Here is a 17,261-nt window from a genome sequence, read left to right as displayed (position 1 = left end):
AAAGGCCGGGAAATATCCCGGCCTTCAGCATCTGGCGCCTTAGGGGCGAAAACGATCAGCGACTACGGAAGACAATGCGGCCTTTGCTCAGGTCGTACGGGGTCAGCTCAACAGTCACTTTGTCGCCCGTCAGAATGCGGATGTAGTTTTTACGCATTTTACCGGAAATATGCGCAGTTACCACGTGACCGTTTTCCAGTTCTACGCGGAACATTGTGTTAGGCAACGTGTCAAGTACGGTGCCCTGCATTTCAATATTGTCTTCTTTGGCCATCTAGTCCTCTGGGGTATCACTACCGTAGTTTTGAACCGGCAAGATAATGCCGAAGTTCAGCAAGTAAGTAAAGTTTTACGTCAAATCGCCGAAGTAGTTTTGGCGTATTGCCCGGAATTCACGCGGATAAACCGCATGACAGGCGCAAACGTAAAGGGGAGTGACAGAACGATGGGCGTTATCTGACTCTTATTATTCCCAAACGGCGGCGGGGCAACAGGCAGAAGCTACTCTACCGCGCAATTATACCATCCCAACAAAAAATGTGCTGAAAACATTTATACTTCGCCCGCAAATAGCATCCGAGGCACCCAAAATCGCTCTGGAAGACGATAAGTTCGCAGTACAGAGAGATAATCCAGATAATCGCGGCGGGGAATTTCTACCGCGCCCAACGAGGCCGTATGATTATTGAGCACCTGGCAATCAATTAATCTTCCGCCATCCTGCATAAACGCCTGGCTAAATACCAGCAGCGCGGTTTTAGAGGCATTTTCCGCACGGCTAAACATCGACTCACCGCAAAAGAGTGCGCCCTGCGCTACGCCATACATACCGCCGACCAGCTCATCTCCTTGCCATACTTCAATAGAGTGGGCATGGCCTAGCTCATGAAGTTGGTGATAGGCCTGAACGATAGCGGGCGTTATCCATGTCCCCTCATCGCGATGGTCGGCGCAGCCTTCAATCACCTGCCCAAAAGCGTGATTCAGAGTGACACGATACGGTGAGCGCTGGTGAAAGCGCTTCATGCTGCGGCTGAGGTGAAATTTCTCCGGCCACAGTACCGCACGAGGGTCTGGCGACCACCATAAAATGGGATCGCCGGGCGAAAACCAGGGAAAAATACCGCGCTGATAGGCCATAAGTAAACGCGCCGGGCTGAGATCGCCGCCTAGCGCTAATAAGCCATTGGGTTCGCGCAGTGCGCCTTCCGGCGAAGGGAAGGCGATGGAATGATGAGAGAGCTGAACCAGCCGCATTTTTACCTCAACACATCAGGCGATGATTCAATAGTAGCCTACAGGCGCTGCTTAAACTGGTAGTAACGCCCCTGTTCAGCCAGCAGTTCTGCGTGACTACCTTGCTCAATAATTTTGCCGTTGTCCATGACTATTATCTGATTAAAACGCGCCAATCCGCGCAGTCGGTGGGTAACCATCAACACGGTTTTGTCACGCATCACTTCGGCCAGTAAATCAAGGATTTGGCTTTCTGTCGTCGCGTCGAGGCCTTCGGTTGGTTCGTCAAGCAGCATGAGCGGCGCATCATGTAACAGGGCCCTGGCGATAGCCAGCCTACGCAATTCGCCGCCGGAAAGTTGACGTCCGCCTTCACCCAGCCAGCTATTGAGGCCGCTGTCTTCCAGTAATTTCCCCAGGCCAACGCGCTCCAGCGTTTCTGAAAGCTGTGCATCGCTGGACTGCGGCGATGCCAGCAGCAGGTTGTCACGCAGCGTGGCGCTAAACAGATGCACGCGCTGCGGCACGACGCTCATTGCCTGACGCAACGTTGTCTCATCAAGCTGAGTTAGCGGCTGATGGTTGAGTAAAATTTCACCCTGAGCCGGATCCCAGGCGCGGGTCAGTAGCTGTAATAGAGTCGATTTACCGCAGCCGGTGCGGCCCAGAATGGCGATATGTTCCCCGGCCTTGACCTGCAGTGAAACATTATCCAGCGCAGGGGAGGGTTGCTGTGGATAGCTGAAGGTGACCTGATTTAAGGTTAACGCGACCTGCTCCAGCTTCTGACCTTCACCTTGCGTAAAGGTCACTTCCGGCTCTTGCTCGGTAATTTGCGTGATGCGTTTTGCCGAGGCGATAACCTGTCCCATATGCTGAAATGCACCGGTTACTGGCGCTAACGCTTCGAATGCCGCCAGCGCACAGAAGACAAACAAGGCAATTAGCGCGCCAGGCTGAGTATTACCGCCGACGCCCGCCGAGGCGAGCCATAGCATAGCGATGATCGCAATACCGCCAATCAGCAGCATTAACGCCTGGGAGAGTGCGGTAAGTTCTGCCTGGCGACGCTGTGCATCCTGCCAGCGGACTTCGGTTTTCTCCATCTGCTCCCGGTAGCGATCGCTGGCATTGAACAGCATCAGTTCAGCCTGGCCTTGAAGCCATGCAGTGAGCTGTTGTCGATACTGGCCACGCAGCTGGGTCATACTTTCACCTGCGGGTTTACCGGCGCGATAGAACAGCGGTGGCAGTACCAGTAGGGTGATCAGCATAATGCCGCCGAGGGTCAGGGCCAGCGGCACATCCAGTACGCTCAGACCCGCAGTTACCACCAGGATCACCACCAGGGCACCCACCAGCGGCGATATCACGCGCAAATAGAGATGGTCCAGAGTATCGACGTCGGCAACGACCCGGTTGAGCAGTTCGCCCTGACGAAAACGAGCCAGTCCGGCGGGGGAGAGCGGCAGAAGTTTACTGAAGGTAAATACGCGCAGATGCTGGAGAACACGGAAGGTGGCGTCGTGGCTGACCAGACGCTCGAAGTAGCGTCCTGCGGTACGAATAATAGCCGCGCCGCGTACACCAGCGGCAGGCAGCATATAGTTAAAACTGTAGATGCCTGCCACGCCGACAACGGCGGATGCCGACAGGAACCAGCCCGAGAGCGTCAGCAAACCAATGCTGGCCAGCAGCGTAACGATCGCCAGTACAACGCCGAGCATCAGCAGCCATTTGTGCCGTTTGTAGAGCGCCAGGTAAGGCAATAATGCGCGCATTTAAATCTCCTCCTGACGGTGAGCGAGCAGGGTAGCAAAAGGGCCACCTGCGGTTGCCAACTGCGAATAACGGCCCTGCTCGACAATTTGGCCATCCTGCATAACCCAGATGGCGTCCCAATTTGCCAGGCCTTCCAGTTGGTGGGTCACCATCAACGTGGTTTGCTGGGTTGAGGCATTGGTGAGCGCCTGCATCACTCGTTGTTCGCTATGCGCATCAAGGCTGGCGGCGGGTTCATCCAGCAGCAGCATACGGCAAGGAACCAGTAGCGCGCGCGCAACGGCGACACGCTGGGCCTGCCCAACAGACAAACGACCGGCCTGATCGCCGACAGTAGTATTAATACCCTGGGGCAGGAGAGAGACAAATTCGCTGACCCAGGCCTTATCCAGCGCCAGTTGAAGCTGGGCCTCGGTGGCTTCGGGCCATGCCAACAGAACGTTTTCGCGCAGCGTTGCCGCAGGTAACTGTGGGTTTTGTCCAACCCAGCTCAGAAGGCGCCGCCAGCGGTCGGCGTCCAGAGTATGTAGCTCAACGCCATTGACTTTGAGAGACCCCTCATAGGGAAGAAAACCAGTCAAGGTATTGAGAAGAGAACTTTTGCCGGAGCCGCTTTGACCAACCAGGACCACGCGCTCACCTGCGCGCAATGAAAAGTTCAGCGGCCCGGCCAGCACTTTACCTTCAGGCGATTTAATCACCAGATCGCGCGCTTCAAGGCTCACCATTTCATTGTCGCTCAATACTTTTTCACCACGCTCGGCCTGTGCCAGCGGTGCTTCCATAAAGGTTTTCAGGCTATCCGCAGCGCCAATGGCCTGTGCTTTTGCGTGATAGAAAGTGCCTAAATCGCGCAGCGGCTGGAAAAATTCTGGGGCCAAAATTAACGCCAGAAAGCCGGACATTAAGGTCACGCCGACGCCGTAATGGCCAAAATTGAGCTCCCCAAGGTAGGAGAAACCAAAGTAGACAGCGACGAGAGCGATAGAGAGCGAGGTGAAAAACTCCAGTACGCCGGAAGAGAGAAAGGCCAGACGCAGCACTTCCATCGTCCGTTGGCGGAAATCCTGGGAGGCTTCACGAATATTGTCCGTTTCTGCTTCGCCGCGATGAAAAATTCGCAGCGTTTCCATCCCTCGCAGGCGGTCGAGGAAATGGCCGCTTAATCGCGCCAGAGCAAGGAAGTTACGCCGATTGGCATCAGCCGCCCCCATTCCCACCAGCGCCATAAACAGCGGAATAAGCGGCGCGGTACCCAGCAGAATGAGCGCCGCAGCCCAGTTAATCGGGAAAATGGTGATGACAATTAATAACGGCACGCAGGCTGCCAGCGTCATCTGTGGCAAATAACGCGCATAGTAGTCATGCATATCGTCAATTTGTTCAAGAATCAGCGTGGCCCAACTTCCCGCGGGTTTGCCCTGAATCCATGCCGGGCCTGCTTGCTGCAGACGATCCAGAACCTGGCGGCGGATCTCAACGCGGATGTGTTGCCCAGCTTGAAAGCCGACTCGTTCGCGCAGCCATACCACCCAGGCACGAAGCACGATGGTCAGCGCTAGCAACGTAAAGGGCAGCAACAGCGCCGTGGCGGGGATATTTTCCATGATCATACGATGGAGTATCCGCGCGAGGAACCAGGCCTGGGCAACGATCAGCAGACCGCTAATGACACCGAGTGCACGGGAAATCATCAACCAGCGACGGGAGATAATACTTTGATCTTTTAACCAACGGGTTAACTCTTGTTGACGGGTTTTATTCATTGCGCGCTTAGCAGGTGTAGTTATGAGTTTTTTGGGCTCGGCAATGTTACAACGGGGCAAAAATAAAGGCGACTTTTCGTCGCCTTCTTTACCTTTGTTACTGACTTGTAAAGATTATTTACAAGCGTCGGCTAAACCATCCAGATAACGCTCGGCATCCAGCGCGGCCATACAGCCTGTACCGGCTGAAGTAATGGCCTGACGATAGATATGATCCATCACATCACCGGCAGCGAAGACGCCCGGAATACTGGTCTGGGTTGCATTACCGTGGATACCGGACTGAACTTTGATGTAGCCGTTTTCCAGCTCCAGTTGACCTGCAAAAATCGCTGTGTTCGGACTGTGGCCGATAGCGACGAACAGCCCCGCGACTTCCAGCGATTCAACATTGTCAGTATTCTGCGTATCGCGCAGGCGAAGACCGCTCACGCCCATCTGATCGCCCGTCACCTCTTCCAGCGTACGGTGGGTATGCAGAACGATATTGCCACTTGCCACTTTATCCATCAGGCGCTTGATAAGGATTTTTTCCGCACGGAAGCCGTCACGGCGGTGGATCAGGTGGACTTCGGAAGCGATGTTAGACAGATACAGCGCTTCTTCTACTGCGGTATTGCCGCCGCCGATAACGGCAACTTTCTGGTTGCGATAGAAGAAGCCGTCGCAGGTGGCGCAGGCGGAAACGCCGCGGCCTTTAAAGGCTTCTTCGGATGGCAGTCCCAGATAGCGCGCGGACGCACCGGTAGCGATAATTAGCGCATCGCAGGTATATTCACCGCTGTCACCCACCAGGCGGAATGGACGGTTTTGCAGATCGACGCTGTTGATATGATCGAAAATAATTTCGGTCTCAAACTTGGTTGCGTGTTCGTGCATGCGCTCCATCAGCAGCGGTCCGGTCAGATCGCTTGGATCGCCAGGCCAGTTTTCCACTTCCGTCGTGGTGGTCAGCTGACCGCCTTTTTCCATCCCGGTAATCAGTACCGGCTGAAGATTTGCGCGCGCTGCGTAGACCGCAGCGGTATATCCCGCAGGTCCAGAACCAAGAATAAGCAGTTTACTGTGTTTGGCCGTGCCCATGAGAACCCCATAATTTATTGGCATACATGTGCTGGATTGTAGGGAATTTGTTGTCGTAAAAAAAGAGCGCAGCGGTTTTGTTAACGATATGTGCAATAGAAGCTGCCGATGAATTGGCGATTTAACGAACGAAGAATATAACTAATTCTACTGTCAGCGGGACAATTATAAGAGGAAAACATGAGAATCAACGGGGGAGGATAATGAATATCTGGCATCTTGTACTAAAAATCGATGTTTTGCTTTGACAATCCCCTGTGCTTTTGCGAAAACATTCATGGAAGAAGAAAAGCAGTGTTTCGCGTGTGGCGAATTTTCATGCACGCAAATGCCATTTTTATCCGGGTCAGCGAAATCTACGCATGGTGTGGACAGACGCCATGCGTGATGTCGGTGGCTGCCTTCAGGCAACGGACTTCTCACGTACCCCTGGGTTACCCAATGTCGTACGGGTAATAACAGGATGGACTCTGGCAGTGAAGGCCAGGGTCAGAACAGGAGTAGGGAAGGAATACAGAGAGACAATAATAATGGTAGATAGCAAGAAGCGCCCTGGCAAAGATCTCGACCGCATCGATCGTAATATTTTGAATGAATTGCAAAAAGACGGGCGTATTTCCAACGTCGAGCTTTCTAAACGGGTGGGACTTTCTCCGACGCCTTGCCTTGAGCGTGTGCGTCGACTGGAAAGACAGGGTTTTATTCAGGGCTATACAGCGCTGCTCAACCCGCATTATCTGGATGCATCACTTCTGGTATTTGTTGAGATTACTCTGAATCGTGGCGCGCCGGATGTGTTTGAGCAATTTAACTCCGCTGTGCAAAAACTTGAAGAAATTCAAGAGTGTCATCTGGTATCCGGAGATTTCGACTATCTGTTGAAAACCCGCGTACCGGATATGTCAGCGTATCGTAAGTTACTGGGCGAGACCTTGCTGCGCCTACCGGGCGTAAATGACACCCGTACCTACGTGGTAATGGAAGAAGTCAAGCAAAGTAATCGTCTGGTAATCAAGACGCGCTAACACGGAACAGGTGCAAAATCGACGTAGTTTGATTACACTCCTGTTAATCCATACAGCAACAGTGCCGGGGAGACCCGGCACTGTTGTCCGTTTTAGCTGCAGGCAGGAAACAGCCTGATACCTGGAGAGCCTTTCTTGAGCCAGGAATACACTGAAGACAAAGAAGTCAAATTTACAAAGCTTAGTAGTGGGCGTCGACTCCTTGAGGCGTTACTCATTCTTTGCTCCCTTTTTGCCATCTGGTTGATGGCGGCCTTACTCAGCTTTAATCCCTCGGATCCGAGCTGGTCACAAACTGCATGGCACGAACCTATCCATAACATAGGTGGGATACCAGGCGCCTGGCTTGCCGATACGCTATTTTTCATTTTTGGCGTAATGGCATACACCATCCCGGTCATCATCATCGGTGGCTGCTGGTTTGCATGGCGTCATCAGGAAAACGACGAATATATCGACTACTTCGCCGTGTCATTACGCTTGATTGGTGCATTAGCACTGATCCTCACCTCGTGTGGGCTGGCGGCCATTAATGCTGATGATATCTGGTATTTCGCCTCTGGTGGCGTGATTGGTAGCCTTCTGAGCACCACGTTAAAGCCGTTGCTCCACAGCAGCGGTGGGACGATTGCGCTGCTATGCATCTGGGCGGCTGGTCTGACGCTGTTTACCGGCTGGTCCTGGGTTAGTATCGCTGAAAAGCTAGGCGGCGCGATCCTTTCAGTATTAACTTTCGCCAGCAACCGTACCCGTCGCGACGATACCTGGGTCGATGAAGGGGAATATGAAGATGATGAAGATGAATATGAAGACGATGATTCTGCGAAACCGCAAGAGTCGCGTCGTGCACGAATTTTACGTAGCGCTTTAGCACGCCGTCAGCGCCTGGCTGAGAAGTTTTCCAACCCGATGGGGCGCAAGACCGATGCGGCGTTGTTCTCCGGCAGGCGTATGGATGATGCCGAAGAAGACGTTCAGTACAGCGCTAGCGGCGCACCCGTGGCGGCTGAAGACGTACTTTTCTCTGGATCCAGCGCTGCGCGTCCGGCGGATGCTGATGATGTACTATTTTCTGGCGCTAGCGCGGCACGGCCGGGTGATTTTGACCCATACGATCCGCTGCTGAATGGCCACAGCGTTGCCGACCCGGTTGCAACCGCTGCATTGGCAACCAGCGCGCCGCAAGCGTGGGCTGAGCCAGTGGCAGGACATGAGGCCCAGCTAACGTATCAATCCGAACCTGCTTACCAGCCGCAGCACGCGTATCAGCCGGAACAGGCCCCGATGCAGCAGCCAGCTTATCAGCCTGAGCCCGCTTACCAGCCGCAGCATGCATATCAGCCGGAACAGGCCCCGATGCAGCAGCCAGCTTATCAGCCTGAACCCGCTTACCAGCCGCAGAACGTGTATCAGCCGGAACAGGCCCCGATGCAGCAGCCAGCTTATCAGCCTGAGCCCGCTTACCAGCCGCAGCATGCATATCAGCCGGAACAGGCCCCGATGCAGCAGCCAGCTTATCAGTCGGAGCCCGCTTACCAGCCGCAGCAGGCGTATCAGCCGGAACAGGCCCCGATGCAGCAGCCAGCTTATCAGCCTGAGCCCGCTTACCAGCCGCAGCATGCATATCAGCCGGAACAGGCCCCGATGCAGCAACCAGCTTATCAGCCTGAGCCGTACGCTCCCGCTCCTGTCGTGGAGCCTGAGGCCCCGCAAGAGGAAGTGAAGCCGCAGCGTCCGCCTATGTATTATTTTGAAGAGGTTGAAGAGAAGCGCGCGCGTGAACGTGAACAGCTTGCAGCGTGGTATCAGCCCATTCCAGAGCCTGTTAGTCCGGTAGCGACAAAACCGATCGCTCCGCCAACGCCATCGCCGGTTGATGCCGCAGCAGTCAGCACGCTGGCTGCAGGCGTCCATCAAGCAACTGGCGCAGGTGCCGCTAGCTCTGTGGTGGCTTCCGCCGCATCTGCGGCGTCCAGCGCTGCGCCGTTATTTAGCCCCGTCTCTGGTGGTCCTCGCGTGCAGGTAAAAGAGGGCATAGGTCCGAAATTGCCGCGCCCAAATCGTGTTCGTGTGCCAACGCGTCGTGAGCTCGCCTCCTATGGCATTAAACTGCCATCGCAACGAATGGCTGAGGAACGTGCTCGTCAGGCTGAGCACCAGCACTACGATGATGAGCCATTAACCGATGAAGAAGTTGCTGAACTTGAGCAGGGTGAACTGGCGCGTCAGTTTGCCGCCTCTCAAAACCAGCGTTATAGCGAAACCTACGGTGCTGACGTTGCAGATGAAGTAGACGATGATGAAGATTCTGTCGCTGAGGCCGAACTCGCTCGTCAGTTTGCTGCGACTCAGCAGCAGCGCTATGCAAGCGAACAACCACCGGGTTCTCATCCGTTCTCTCCGGCAGATTATGAATTTTCGCCGATGAAAGCGTTAGTTGATGATACGCCGAGCGAGCCGATGTTCACGCCGATGCCGGAAGTGCAACAGCCTGCTCATCAGTATCAGCAGCCTGTACATCATGCGGCACATCCGCAGATGCCTCAGCAACAGATGCCGCCTCAGCCTGTGCAGCAGCAGGTTTATCAGCCGGTTCAACAGCAACCGGTACAGCATCCGCAAATGGCTCCTCAGATGACGCAGGTTCCCGGTGGTTATCCGCAGCAGCCTGCGCCTCAGAGTCATGTGGCGCAACAGCCAGTACCACAGCCGCAGGAAAGTCTGATTCATCCGCTGTTGATGCGTAATGGCGATAGCCGTCCGCTACAAAAACCGACTACGCTACTGCCGTCTTTAGATCTGCTGACGCCGCCGCCGTCTGAAGTTGAGCCAGTCGATACTTTCGCGCTGGAGCAAATGGCGCGGCTGGTCGAAGCACGTCTGGCTGATTTCCGTATCAAAGCCGATGTGGTGAACTACTCGCCAGGCCCGGTTATCACCCGCTTTGAGCTGAATCTGGCTCCTGGGGTGAAAGCAGCGCGAATTTCCAACTTGTCGCGAGATTTGGCGCGTTCGCTGTCTACCGCCGCTGTGCGCGTCGTGGAAGTTATTCCAGGCAAGCCTTACGTGGGTCTGGAACTGCCGAACAAAAAGCGTCAGACCGTTTACCTGCGCGAAGTGTTGGATTGTGCGAAATTCCGCGACAATCCTTCGCCGCTGACCGTTGTTCTGGGTAAAGACATTGCAGGCGATCCGGTTACCGCTGATTTGGCAAAAATGCCGCACCTGCTGGTCGCCGGTACCACCGGTTCCGGTAAATCGGTCGGGGTCAACGCCATGATCCTCAGCATGCTCTATAAAGCGCAGCCGGAAGATGTGAAATTCATCATGATCGACCCGAAAATGCTAGAGCTGTCGGTTTATGAAGGGATCCCGCATCTGTTGACGGAAGTCGTTACGGATATGAAAGATGCAGCCAACGCACTGCGCTGGAGCGTTAATGAGATGGAGCGTCGTTATAAGCTCATGTCTGCTCTGGGCGTGCGCAACCTGGCGGGCTACAACGAGAAAATTGCTGAAGCCGCACGCATGGGACGGCCAATTCCTGATCCGTACTGGAAACCCGGCGATAGCATGGATGCCACCCATCCGGTGCTGAAAAAAGAGCCTTATATTGTGGTTCTGGTCGATGAATTTGCTGACTTGATGATGACCGTTGGCAAGAAAGTGGAAGAGCTGATTGCTCGTCTGGCGCAGAAGGCGCGTGCCGCAGGGATTCATCTGGTACTGGCGACCCAGCGTCCTTCGGTTGACGTTATTACCGGCCTTATCAAAGCGAACATTCCGACGCGTATTGCCTTTACCGTGTCGAGTAAAATTGACTCGCGCACCATCCTTGACCAGGGCGGAGCGGAATCACTGCTGGGTATGGGTGATATGCTCTATTCGGCGCCAAACTCGACGATCCCAGTGCGTGTTCATGGTGCCTTTGTTCGCGACGAGGAAGTGCATGCTGTGGTTCAGGACTGGAAAGCTCGTGGACGTCCGCAGTATGTTGATGGAATTACCTCCGATAGCGAGAGCGAAGGCAGCGGCGGTGGCTACGAGGGCGGCGAAGAGCTTGATCCGCTATTCGATCAGGCCGTCAACTTTGTAACGGAAAAACGCAAAGCCTCTATTTCCGGGGTGCAGCGTCAGTTCCGCATCGGCTATAACCGTGCTGCGCGTATCATCGAACAGATGGAAGCTCAGGGCATTGTTAGCGAACAAGGTCATAATGGTAACCGTGAAGTGCTGGCTCCGCCGCCTTTCGAGTAACGGCAAAGTTGGGTAAATAAGTGAAAATCAGCCTGTTCTGCTGTTACGCCGCCGTTGGTGGTCCTACATTAGGAGCAGAAGAGGCTCCCGCGTCGGGAGTGACGCACATTAAGGAATAACAATGAAAAAACTCGCAATCACCTGTGCATTACTGTCCGGTTTTGTCGTAAGCCAGGTATGGGCGGATGCCGCCAGCGATTTAAAAAGCCGCCTTGATAAAGTGAGCAGTTTCCACTCCAGCTTCACGCAGAAAGTGACCGATGGTAGCGGCAATGCCGTGCAGGACGGGCAGGGTGACCTGTGGGTCAAGCGCCCAAATCTATTCAACTGGCATATGACTCAGCCGGATGAAAGCGTGCTGGTTTCTGATGGTAAAACCCTGTGGTTCTACAACCCATTTGTCGAGCAGGCTACCGCCACCTGGCTGAAAGACGCCACCAGCAACACGCCGTTTATGCTGATTGCCCGTAACCAGTCCAGCGACTGGCAGAACTACAACATCAAGCAGAATGGTGATGATTTTGTTCTGACGCCGAAAAACGGCAGCGGTAACCTGAAGCAGTTCACCATCAACGTCGGCCGTGACGGTACGATTCATCAGTTCAGCGCCGTGGAACAGGACGATCAACGCAGCAGCTATCAGCTGAAATCGCAACAAAATGGTGCTATCGACGCATCTAAGTTCACCTTTACGCCGCCGCAAGGGGTTACGGTGGACGATCAACGTAAGTAGAGGCGAATGTGGGCAATCTGTCGCTCGATTTTTCCGACAACGCATTTCAACCACTGGCCGCCCGTATGCGGCCAGAAAATTTAGCACAGTACATTGGTCAGCAGCATCTGCTGGCAACCGGTAAGCCGTTGCCGAGGGCAATTGAAGCCGGTCATCTGCACTCCATGATCCTGTGGGGACCGCCGGGTACCGGAAAAACTACGCTGGCTGAGGTCATTGCCCGCTATGCCAGCGCCGACGTAGAACGCATCTCGGCAGTGACCTCCGGCGTGAAAGAGATCCGTGAGGCCATCGAGCGGGCGCGTCAAAACCGCAACGCAGGCCGCCGCACGATTCTGTTTGTCGACGAAGTTCACCGTTTCAATAAAAGCCAGCAGGATGCTTTTCTGCCGCATATTGAAGACGGGACCATCACCTTTATCGGCGCGACAACGGAAAACCCTTCCTTTGAACTCAACTCTGCACTGCTATCCCGCGCACGTGTTTATTTGCTGAAATCGTTAACCAGCGATGATATTGAGCAGGTGCTTCACCAGGCAATGAGTGACAAGACGCGCGGCTACGGCGGGCAAAATATCGTTCTGCCGGACGAGACGCGCAAGGCCATTGCCGATCTGGTAAACGGTGATGCGCGCCGGGCGCTGAATACCCTGGAAATGATGGCCGATATGGCCGAAACCGATGCTTCCGGTAATCGAGTGCTGAACGTTGAGTTGTTGACTGAAATTGCCGGAGAACGCAGCGCGCGGTTCGATAATAAAGGCGACCGTTTCTACGATTTAATCTCCGCACTACACAAATCGGTTCGCGGGAGCGCACCGGACGCGGCCCTGTACTGGTATGCGCGAATTATTACTGCCGGTGGCGATCCGCTGTATGTGGCTCGGCGCTGTCTGGCGATTGCTTCGGAAGACGTCGGCAATGCCGACCCGCGGGCGATGCAGGTCGCCATTTCCGCCTGGGACTGCTTCACCCGCGTCGGCCCTGCTGAAGGCGAGCGGGCGATTGCGCAGGCGATTGTCTATCTTGCCTGCGCGCCAAAAAGCAACGCGGTTTACACGGCATTTAAAGCGGCGATGGCTGATGCTCGCGAGCGTCCTGACTATGATGTACCGGTGCATTTGCGTAATGCACCAACCAAACTGATGAAAGAAATGGGCTACGGGCAAGAGTATCGCTATGCGCACGATGAACCCAATGCTTATGCTGCGGGAGAGCAGTATTTCCCACAGGAAATGGCACAAACACGCTATTATCAGCCGACAAACCGGGGGCTGGAAGGCAAAATAGGCGAAAAGCTCGCCTGGTTAACCGAACAGGATCAAAATAGCCCGATAAAACGCTACCGATAATTGGGGCGTTGCGGTAAGGTTGTCACAATATTTCCGTGGTCGCATCTGCGGCCATTTTTCTTTATTAATTCGATAAGCACAGGATAAGCATGCTCGATCCCAATCTGCTGCGTACCGAGCCAGACGCAGTCGCAGAAAAACTGGCACGCCGGGGCTATAAGCTGGATGTAGATAAACTTCGCGCTCTGGAAGAGCGTCGTAAAGTTCTGCAGGTTCAAACTGAAAACCTGCAGGCGGAGCGCAACTCCCGATCGAAATCCATAGGCCAGGCGAAAGCGCGTGGGGAAGATATCGAGCCATTACGCCTGGAAGTGAATAAGCTCGGTGAACAGCTCGATGCTGCGAAGGCCGAACTGGATACACTACTGGCGGAAATCCGTGATATCGCGCTGACTATCCCTAATATCCCGCACGACGATGTTCCGGCCGGCCGCGATGAAAACGATAACGTTGAAGTTAGCCGCTGGGGTACGCCGCGTGAGTTTGATTTTGACGTTCGCGATCACGTGACGCTGGGCGAAATGCACGGAGGCCTGGATTTTGCCGCCGCCGTGAAGCTGACCGGTTCCCGTTTTGTGGTGATGAAAGGCCAACTGGCTCGCCTGCATCGGGCGCTGGCGCAGTTTATGCTGGACCTGCACACTGAACAGCACGGTTATAGTGAAAACTATGTTCCGTACCTGGTTAACCAGGAGACGCTGTACGGTACGGGTCAGTTGCCGAAGTTCGCCGGTGACCTGTTCCACACTCGTCCGCTGGAAGAAGAAGCGGACAGCAGCAACTACGCGTTGATCCCGACGGCGGAAGTCCCGCTGACCAACCTGGTTCGTGATGAGATCATCGACGAAGACGATCTGCCGATCAAAATGACCGCGCATACGCCGTGCTTCCGCTCCGAAGCGGGCTCCTACGGTCGTGACACTCGCGGCCTGATCCGCATGCACCAGTTCGACAAAGTTGAAATGGTACAGATCGTGCGTCCGGAAGATTCAATGGTAGCGCTGGAAGAAATGACCGGGCATGCGGAAAAAGTTCTGCAATTGCTGGGTCTGCCGTATCGTAAAGTGGCTTTGTGCACTGGTGATATGGGCTTTAGTGCATGCAAAACCTACGATCTGGAAGTGTGGGTTCCGGCGCAGAACACCTACCGCGAAATTTCTTCCTGCTCCAACGTCGGGGATTTCCAGGCGCGTCGCATGCAGGCTCGCTGCCGCAGCAAGTCTGACAAGAAAACTCGCCTGGTGCACACGCTGAACGGCTCTGGCCTGGCGGTCGGACGCACGCTGGTCGCCCTGATGGAGAACTATCAGCAGGCTGACGGCCGCATTGAGATCCCGGAAATTCTGCGCCCATATATGCGCGGCATCGAATTCATCGACTGATTTTCGTTAATCGTCCTAAAAGCGCCTTCAGGCGCTTTTTTTTTACCCCCTTCTTGATACCGGGCAATAATCGGCCCTGTGAATACGAAGATACTCCCTTTGGATTAACCAGTATAAAAAACTAATAAAGGCTAATTTCGTTATATATTAAGCTATATAGCGGTTTTCAGTTAATTGTGAGCAACCAAAGCGAGTATCTATGAAAACCAAAACCCCCGATGCTTTACTGGCTGCCGAGGTGAGCCGGCGTGGTTTAATGAAAACCACGGCGATTGGCGGGCTGGCGATGGCCAGCAGCGCATTTACATTACCCTTCGCGCGCATTGCCTATGCTGCGGACACCCAAATTCCTGTTAGCGAAACGGTCACCTGGAGCGCCTGTACGGTTAACTGTGGTAGCCGCTGTCCGCTGCGTATGCATGTGGTTGATGGCGAAATCAAATATGTTGAGACCGATAATCTCGGCGATGATAACTATGATGGTCTGCACCAGGTTCGCGCCTGTCTGCGCGGTCGCTCGATGCGTCGGCGCGTCTATAATCCCGATCGCCTGAAATATCCGATGAAGCGCGTTGGCAAACGCGGTGAAGGTAAGTTTGAGCGCATCAGTTGGGAGGAAGCGTTCGATACTATCGCCAGCAATATGCAGCGCTTGATTAAAGACTACGGTAACGAATCGATCTATCTGAACTACGGTACCGGAACTCTGGGTGGTACCTTGACGCGTTCCTGGCCACCGGGGAAAACCCTGATTGCCCGCCTGATGAACTGCTGCGGCGGTTATCTCAATCATTACGGCGACTACTCTACCGCACAAATTGCCGCGGGCCTGAATTACACCTACGGCGGCTGGGCCGATGGCAATAGCCCTTCGGATATCGAAAACAGTAAGCTGGTGGTGCTGTTTGGCAACAACCCAGGTGAAACCCGAATGAGCGGCGGCGGGGTGATCTACTACCTGGAGCAGGCGCGAGAGAAATCCAATGCCAGGCTGATTATTATCGATCCTCGCTACACCGATACCGGCGCCGGGCGTGAAGACGAGTGGATCCCCATCCGACCCGGTACTGATGCCGCACTGATTTCCGCGCTAGCGTGGGTGATGATTAGCGAAAATCTCGTTGATCAGCCTTTCCTGGATAAGTACTGCGTAGGCTATGACGAGAAAACGCTGCCCGAAGGTGCGCCAGCCAATGGCCACTATAAGGCCTATATTCTCGGTCAGGGCAAAGATGGTATTGCGAAAACCCCTGAGTGGGCGTCGACGATAACCGGCATCCCGCAGGCGCGTATTGTGCAACTGGCGCGTGAGATTGCTGGTGCCAAACCTGCCTACATTTCCCAGGGCTGGGGGCCGCAGCGTCACGCCAACGGCGAGCTGGTTTCCCGTGCAATCTCTATGCTGGCAATTTTGACGGGCAACGTAGGGATCAACGGCGGGAATACCGGTGCACGTGAAGGTTCATATTCGCTGCCATTTGAGCGCATGCCAACGCTGAACAACCCGATCGAGACCAGCATTTCCATGTTTATGTGGACCGATGCTATTGAACGCGGGACCGAAATGACCGCGCTGCGCGACGGCGTGCGCGGCAAAGATAAGCTCGATGTGCCCATCAAAATGGTCTGGAACTATGCCGGTAACTGCCTGGTTAACCAGCACTCAGAAATTAACCGCACCCATGAGATCCTGCAGGATGACAAAAAGTGCGAGATGATCGTGGTCATCGATTGCCATATGACCTCGTCGGCGAAATATGCCGATATTCTGCTGCCGGATTGTACGGCTTCGGAACAGATGGATTTTGCCCTGGATGCTTCCTGCGGCAACATGTCTTACGTTATTTTTGCCGACCAGGCGATCAAACCTCGCTTTGAGTGCAAGACCATCTACGACATGACGACGGAACTGGCAAAACGCATGGGTGTTGAGCAACAGTTTACGGAAGGGCGTACTCAGGAAGAGTGGTTACGTCATCTCTATGAGCAATCCCGTAAAGCGATTCCTGAGCTATTGCCGTTTGATGAATTCCGTAAACAAGGAATGTTCAAACAGCGCGATCCTGAAGGGCATCACGTAGCCTACAAGGCTTTCCGCGAGGATCCAGTGGCTAACCCGTTAACCACTCCGTCAGGGAAAATAGAGATTTACTCTGCACAGCTAGCGGAGATTGCCGCGACCTGGGAGCTAAAAGAAGAAGACGTTATCGATCCGCTGCCGATCTATAGCCCAGGGTTCGAAAACTATAACGATCCTTTGACTAAAAATTATCCGCTACAACTTACCGGTTTCCACTACAAAGCTCGCACCCACTCAACCTACGGCAACGTTGATGTACTGCAAGCCGCTTGCCGTCAGGAGATGTGGATTAACCCACTCGATGCGAAGAAACGCGGGATCGCCAATGGCGAACGTATCCGCATTTTCAACGACCGTGGTGAAGTGCATATCGAAGCTAAAGTGACACCGCGAATGATGCCTGGCGTTGTCGCGTTGGGAGAGGGGGCCTGGTACAACCCGGATGCAGGTCGCGTGGATCAGGCGGGCAGCATTAACGTGCTGACCACCCAACGCCCGTCGCCGCTGGCGAAAGGCAACCCATCGCATACCAACCTTGTCCAGGTTGAAAAGCTGTAAGGAGTGA

At 54.4% G+C, this 17,261-nt stretch carries 11 protein-coding genes; 6 read left to right on the top strand and 5 right to left on the bottom strand.

Annotation, left to right across the window (positions count from 1 at the left end):
• Window positions 1–55: 55 nt before the first annotated feature.
• From infA to trxB, 5 genes are all read right to left on the bottom strand, one after another.
• The gene (gene infA, locus ACMYSL_RS19045; RefSeq protein WP_002211347.1) at window positions 56–274 is read right to left on the bottom strand and encodes a translation initiation factor IF-1; all 219 of its coding nucleotides are present in this window, start codon (window positions 272–274) and stop codon (window positions 56–58) included.
• A gap of 278 nt (window positions 275–552) precedes the next feature.
• A complete protein-coding gene (gene aat / locus ACMYSL_RS19040) occupies window positions 553–1,257 on the bottom strand; it encodes a leucyl/phenylalanyl-tRNA--protein transferase (protein ID WP_434659517.1) in 705 nt (234 codons plus the stop codon).
• Between the two features lie 38 nt (window positions 1,258–1,295).
• Window positions 1,296–3,017: a heme ABC transporter ATP-binding protein/permease CydC gene (gene cydC, locus ACMYSL_RS19035; protein WP_434659515.1), complete on the bottom strand. Its 1,722-nt coding sequence runs from the start codon at window positions 3,015–3,017 to the stop codon at window positions 1,296–1,298.
• On the bottom strand, window positions 3,018–4,784 hold the full coding sequence (cydD, locus tag ACMYSL_RS19030; protein WP_434659513.1) for a heme ABC transporter permease/ATP-binding protein CydD: 1,767 nt from the start codon (window positions 4,782–4,784) through the stop codon (window positions 3,018–3,020).
• 114 nt (window positions 4,785–4,898) lie between these two features.
• Entirely contained in the window at window positions 4,899–5,867 is a 969-nt protein-coding gene (trxB, locus tag ACMYSL_RS19025; protein ID WP_182237584.1) for a thioredoxin-disulfide reductase, read from the bottom strand.
• A 530-nt stretch (window positions 5,868–6,397) separates the two neighbouring features.
• Between trxB and lrp the strand changes: the two genes are divergently transcribed.
• From lrp to dmsA, 6 genes are all read left to right on the top strand, one after another.
• On the top strand, window positions 6,398–6,892 hold the full coding sequence (gene lrp, locus ACMYSL_RS19020) for a leucine-responsive transcriptional regulator Lrp (protein ID WP_002439523.1): 495 nt from the start codon (window positions 6,398–6,400) through the stop codon (window positions 6,890–6,892).
• 135 nt (window positions 6,893–7,027) lie between these two features.
• Complete coding sequence (gene ftsK / locus ACMYSL_RS19015) at window positions 7,028–11,149, top strand: DNA translocase FtsK (protein ID WP_434659510.1); 4,122 nt, start codon at window positions 7,028–7,030, stop codon at window positions 11,147–11,149.
• Window positions 11,150–11,270: 121 nt separating this feature from the next.
• Entirely contained in the window at window positions 11,271–11,882 is a 612-nt protein-coding gene (gene lolA / locus ACMYSL_RS19010; protein WP_110275200.1) for an outer membrane lipoprotein chaperone LolA, read from the top strand.
• 8 nt (window positions 11,883–11,890) lie between these two features.
• Window positions 11,891–13,234 (top strand): replication-associated recombination protein RarA, encoded by a 1,344-nt coding sequence (rarA, locus tag ACMYSL_RS19005; RefSeq protein WP_182237588.1) that lies wholly within the window; start codon window positions 11,891–11,893, stop codon window positions 13,232–13,234.
• A gap of 89 nt (window positions 13,235–13,323) precedes the next feature.
• Complete coding sequence (gene serS, locus ACMYSL_RS19000; protein WP_434659508.1) at window positions 13,324–14,616, top strand: serine--tRNA ligase; 1,293 nt, start codon at window positions 13,324–13,326, stop codon at window positions 14,614–14,616.
• A 199-nt stretch (window positions 14,617–14,815) separates the two neighbouring features.
• A complete protein-coding gene (gene dmsA, locus ACMYSL_RS18995; RefSeq protein ID WP_434659506.1) occupies window positions 14,816–17,254 on the top strand; it encodes a dimethylsulfoxide reductase subunit A in 2,439 nt (812 codons plus the stop codon).
• The last annotated feature ends 7 nt before the right edge of the window (window positions 17,255–17,261 follow it).

Source organism: Klebsiella sp. MISC125, from assembly GCF_051131775.1.
Classification (GTDB): domain Bacteria; phylum Pseudomonadota; class Gammaproteobacteria; order Enterobacterales; family Enterobacteriaceae; genus Klebsiella.
This window is presented reverse-complemented; position numbering and strand designations above follow the sequence as displayed.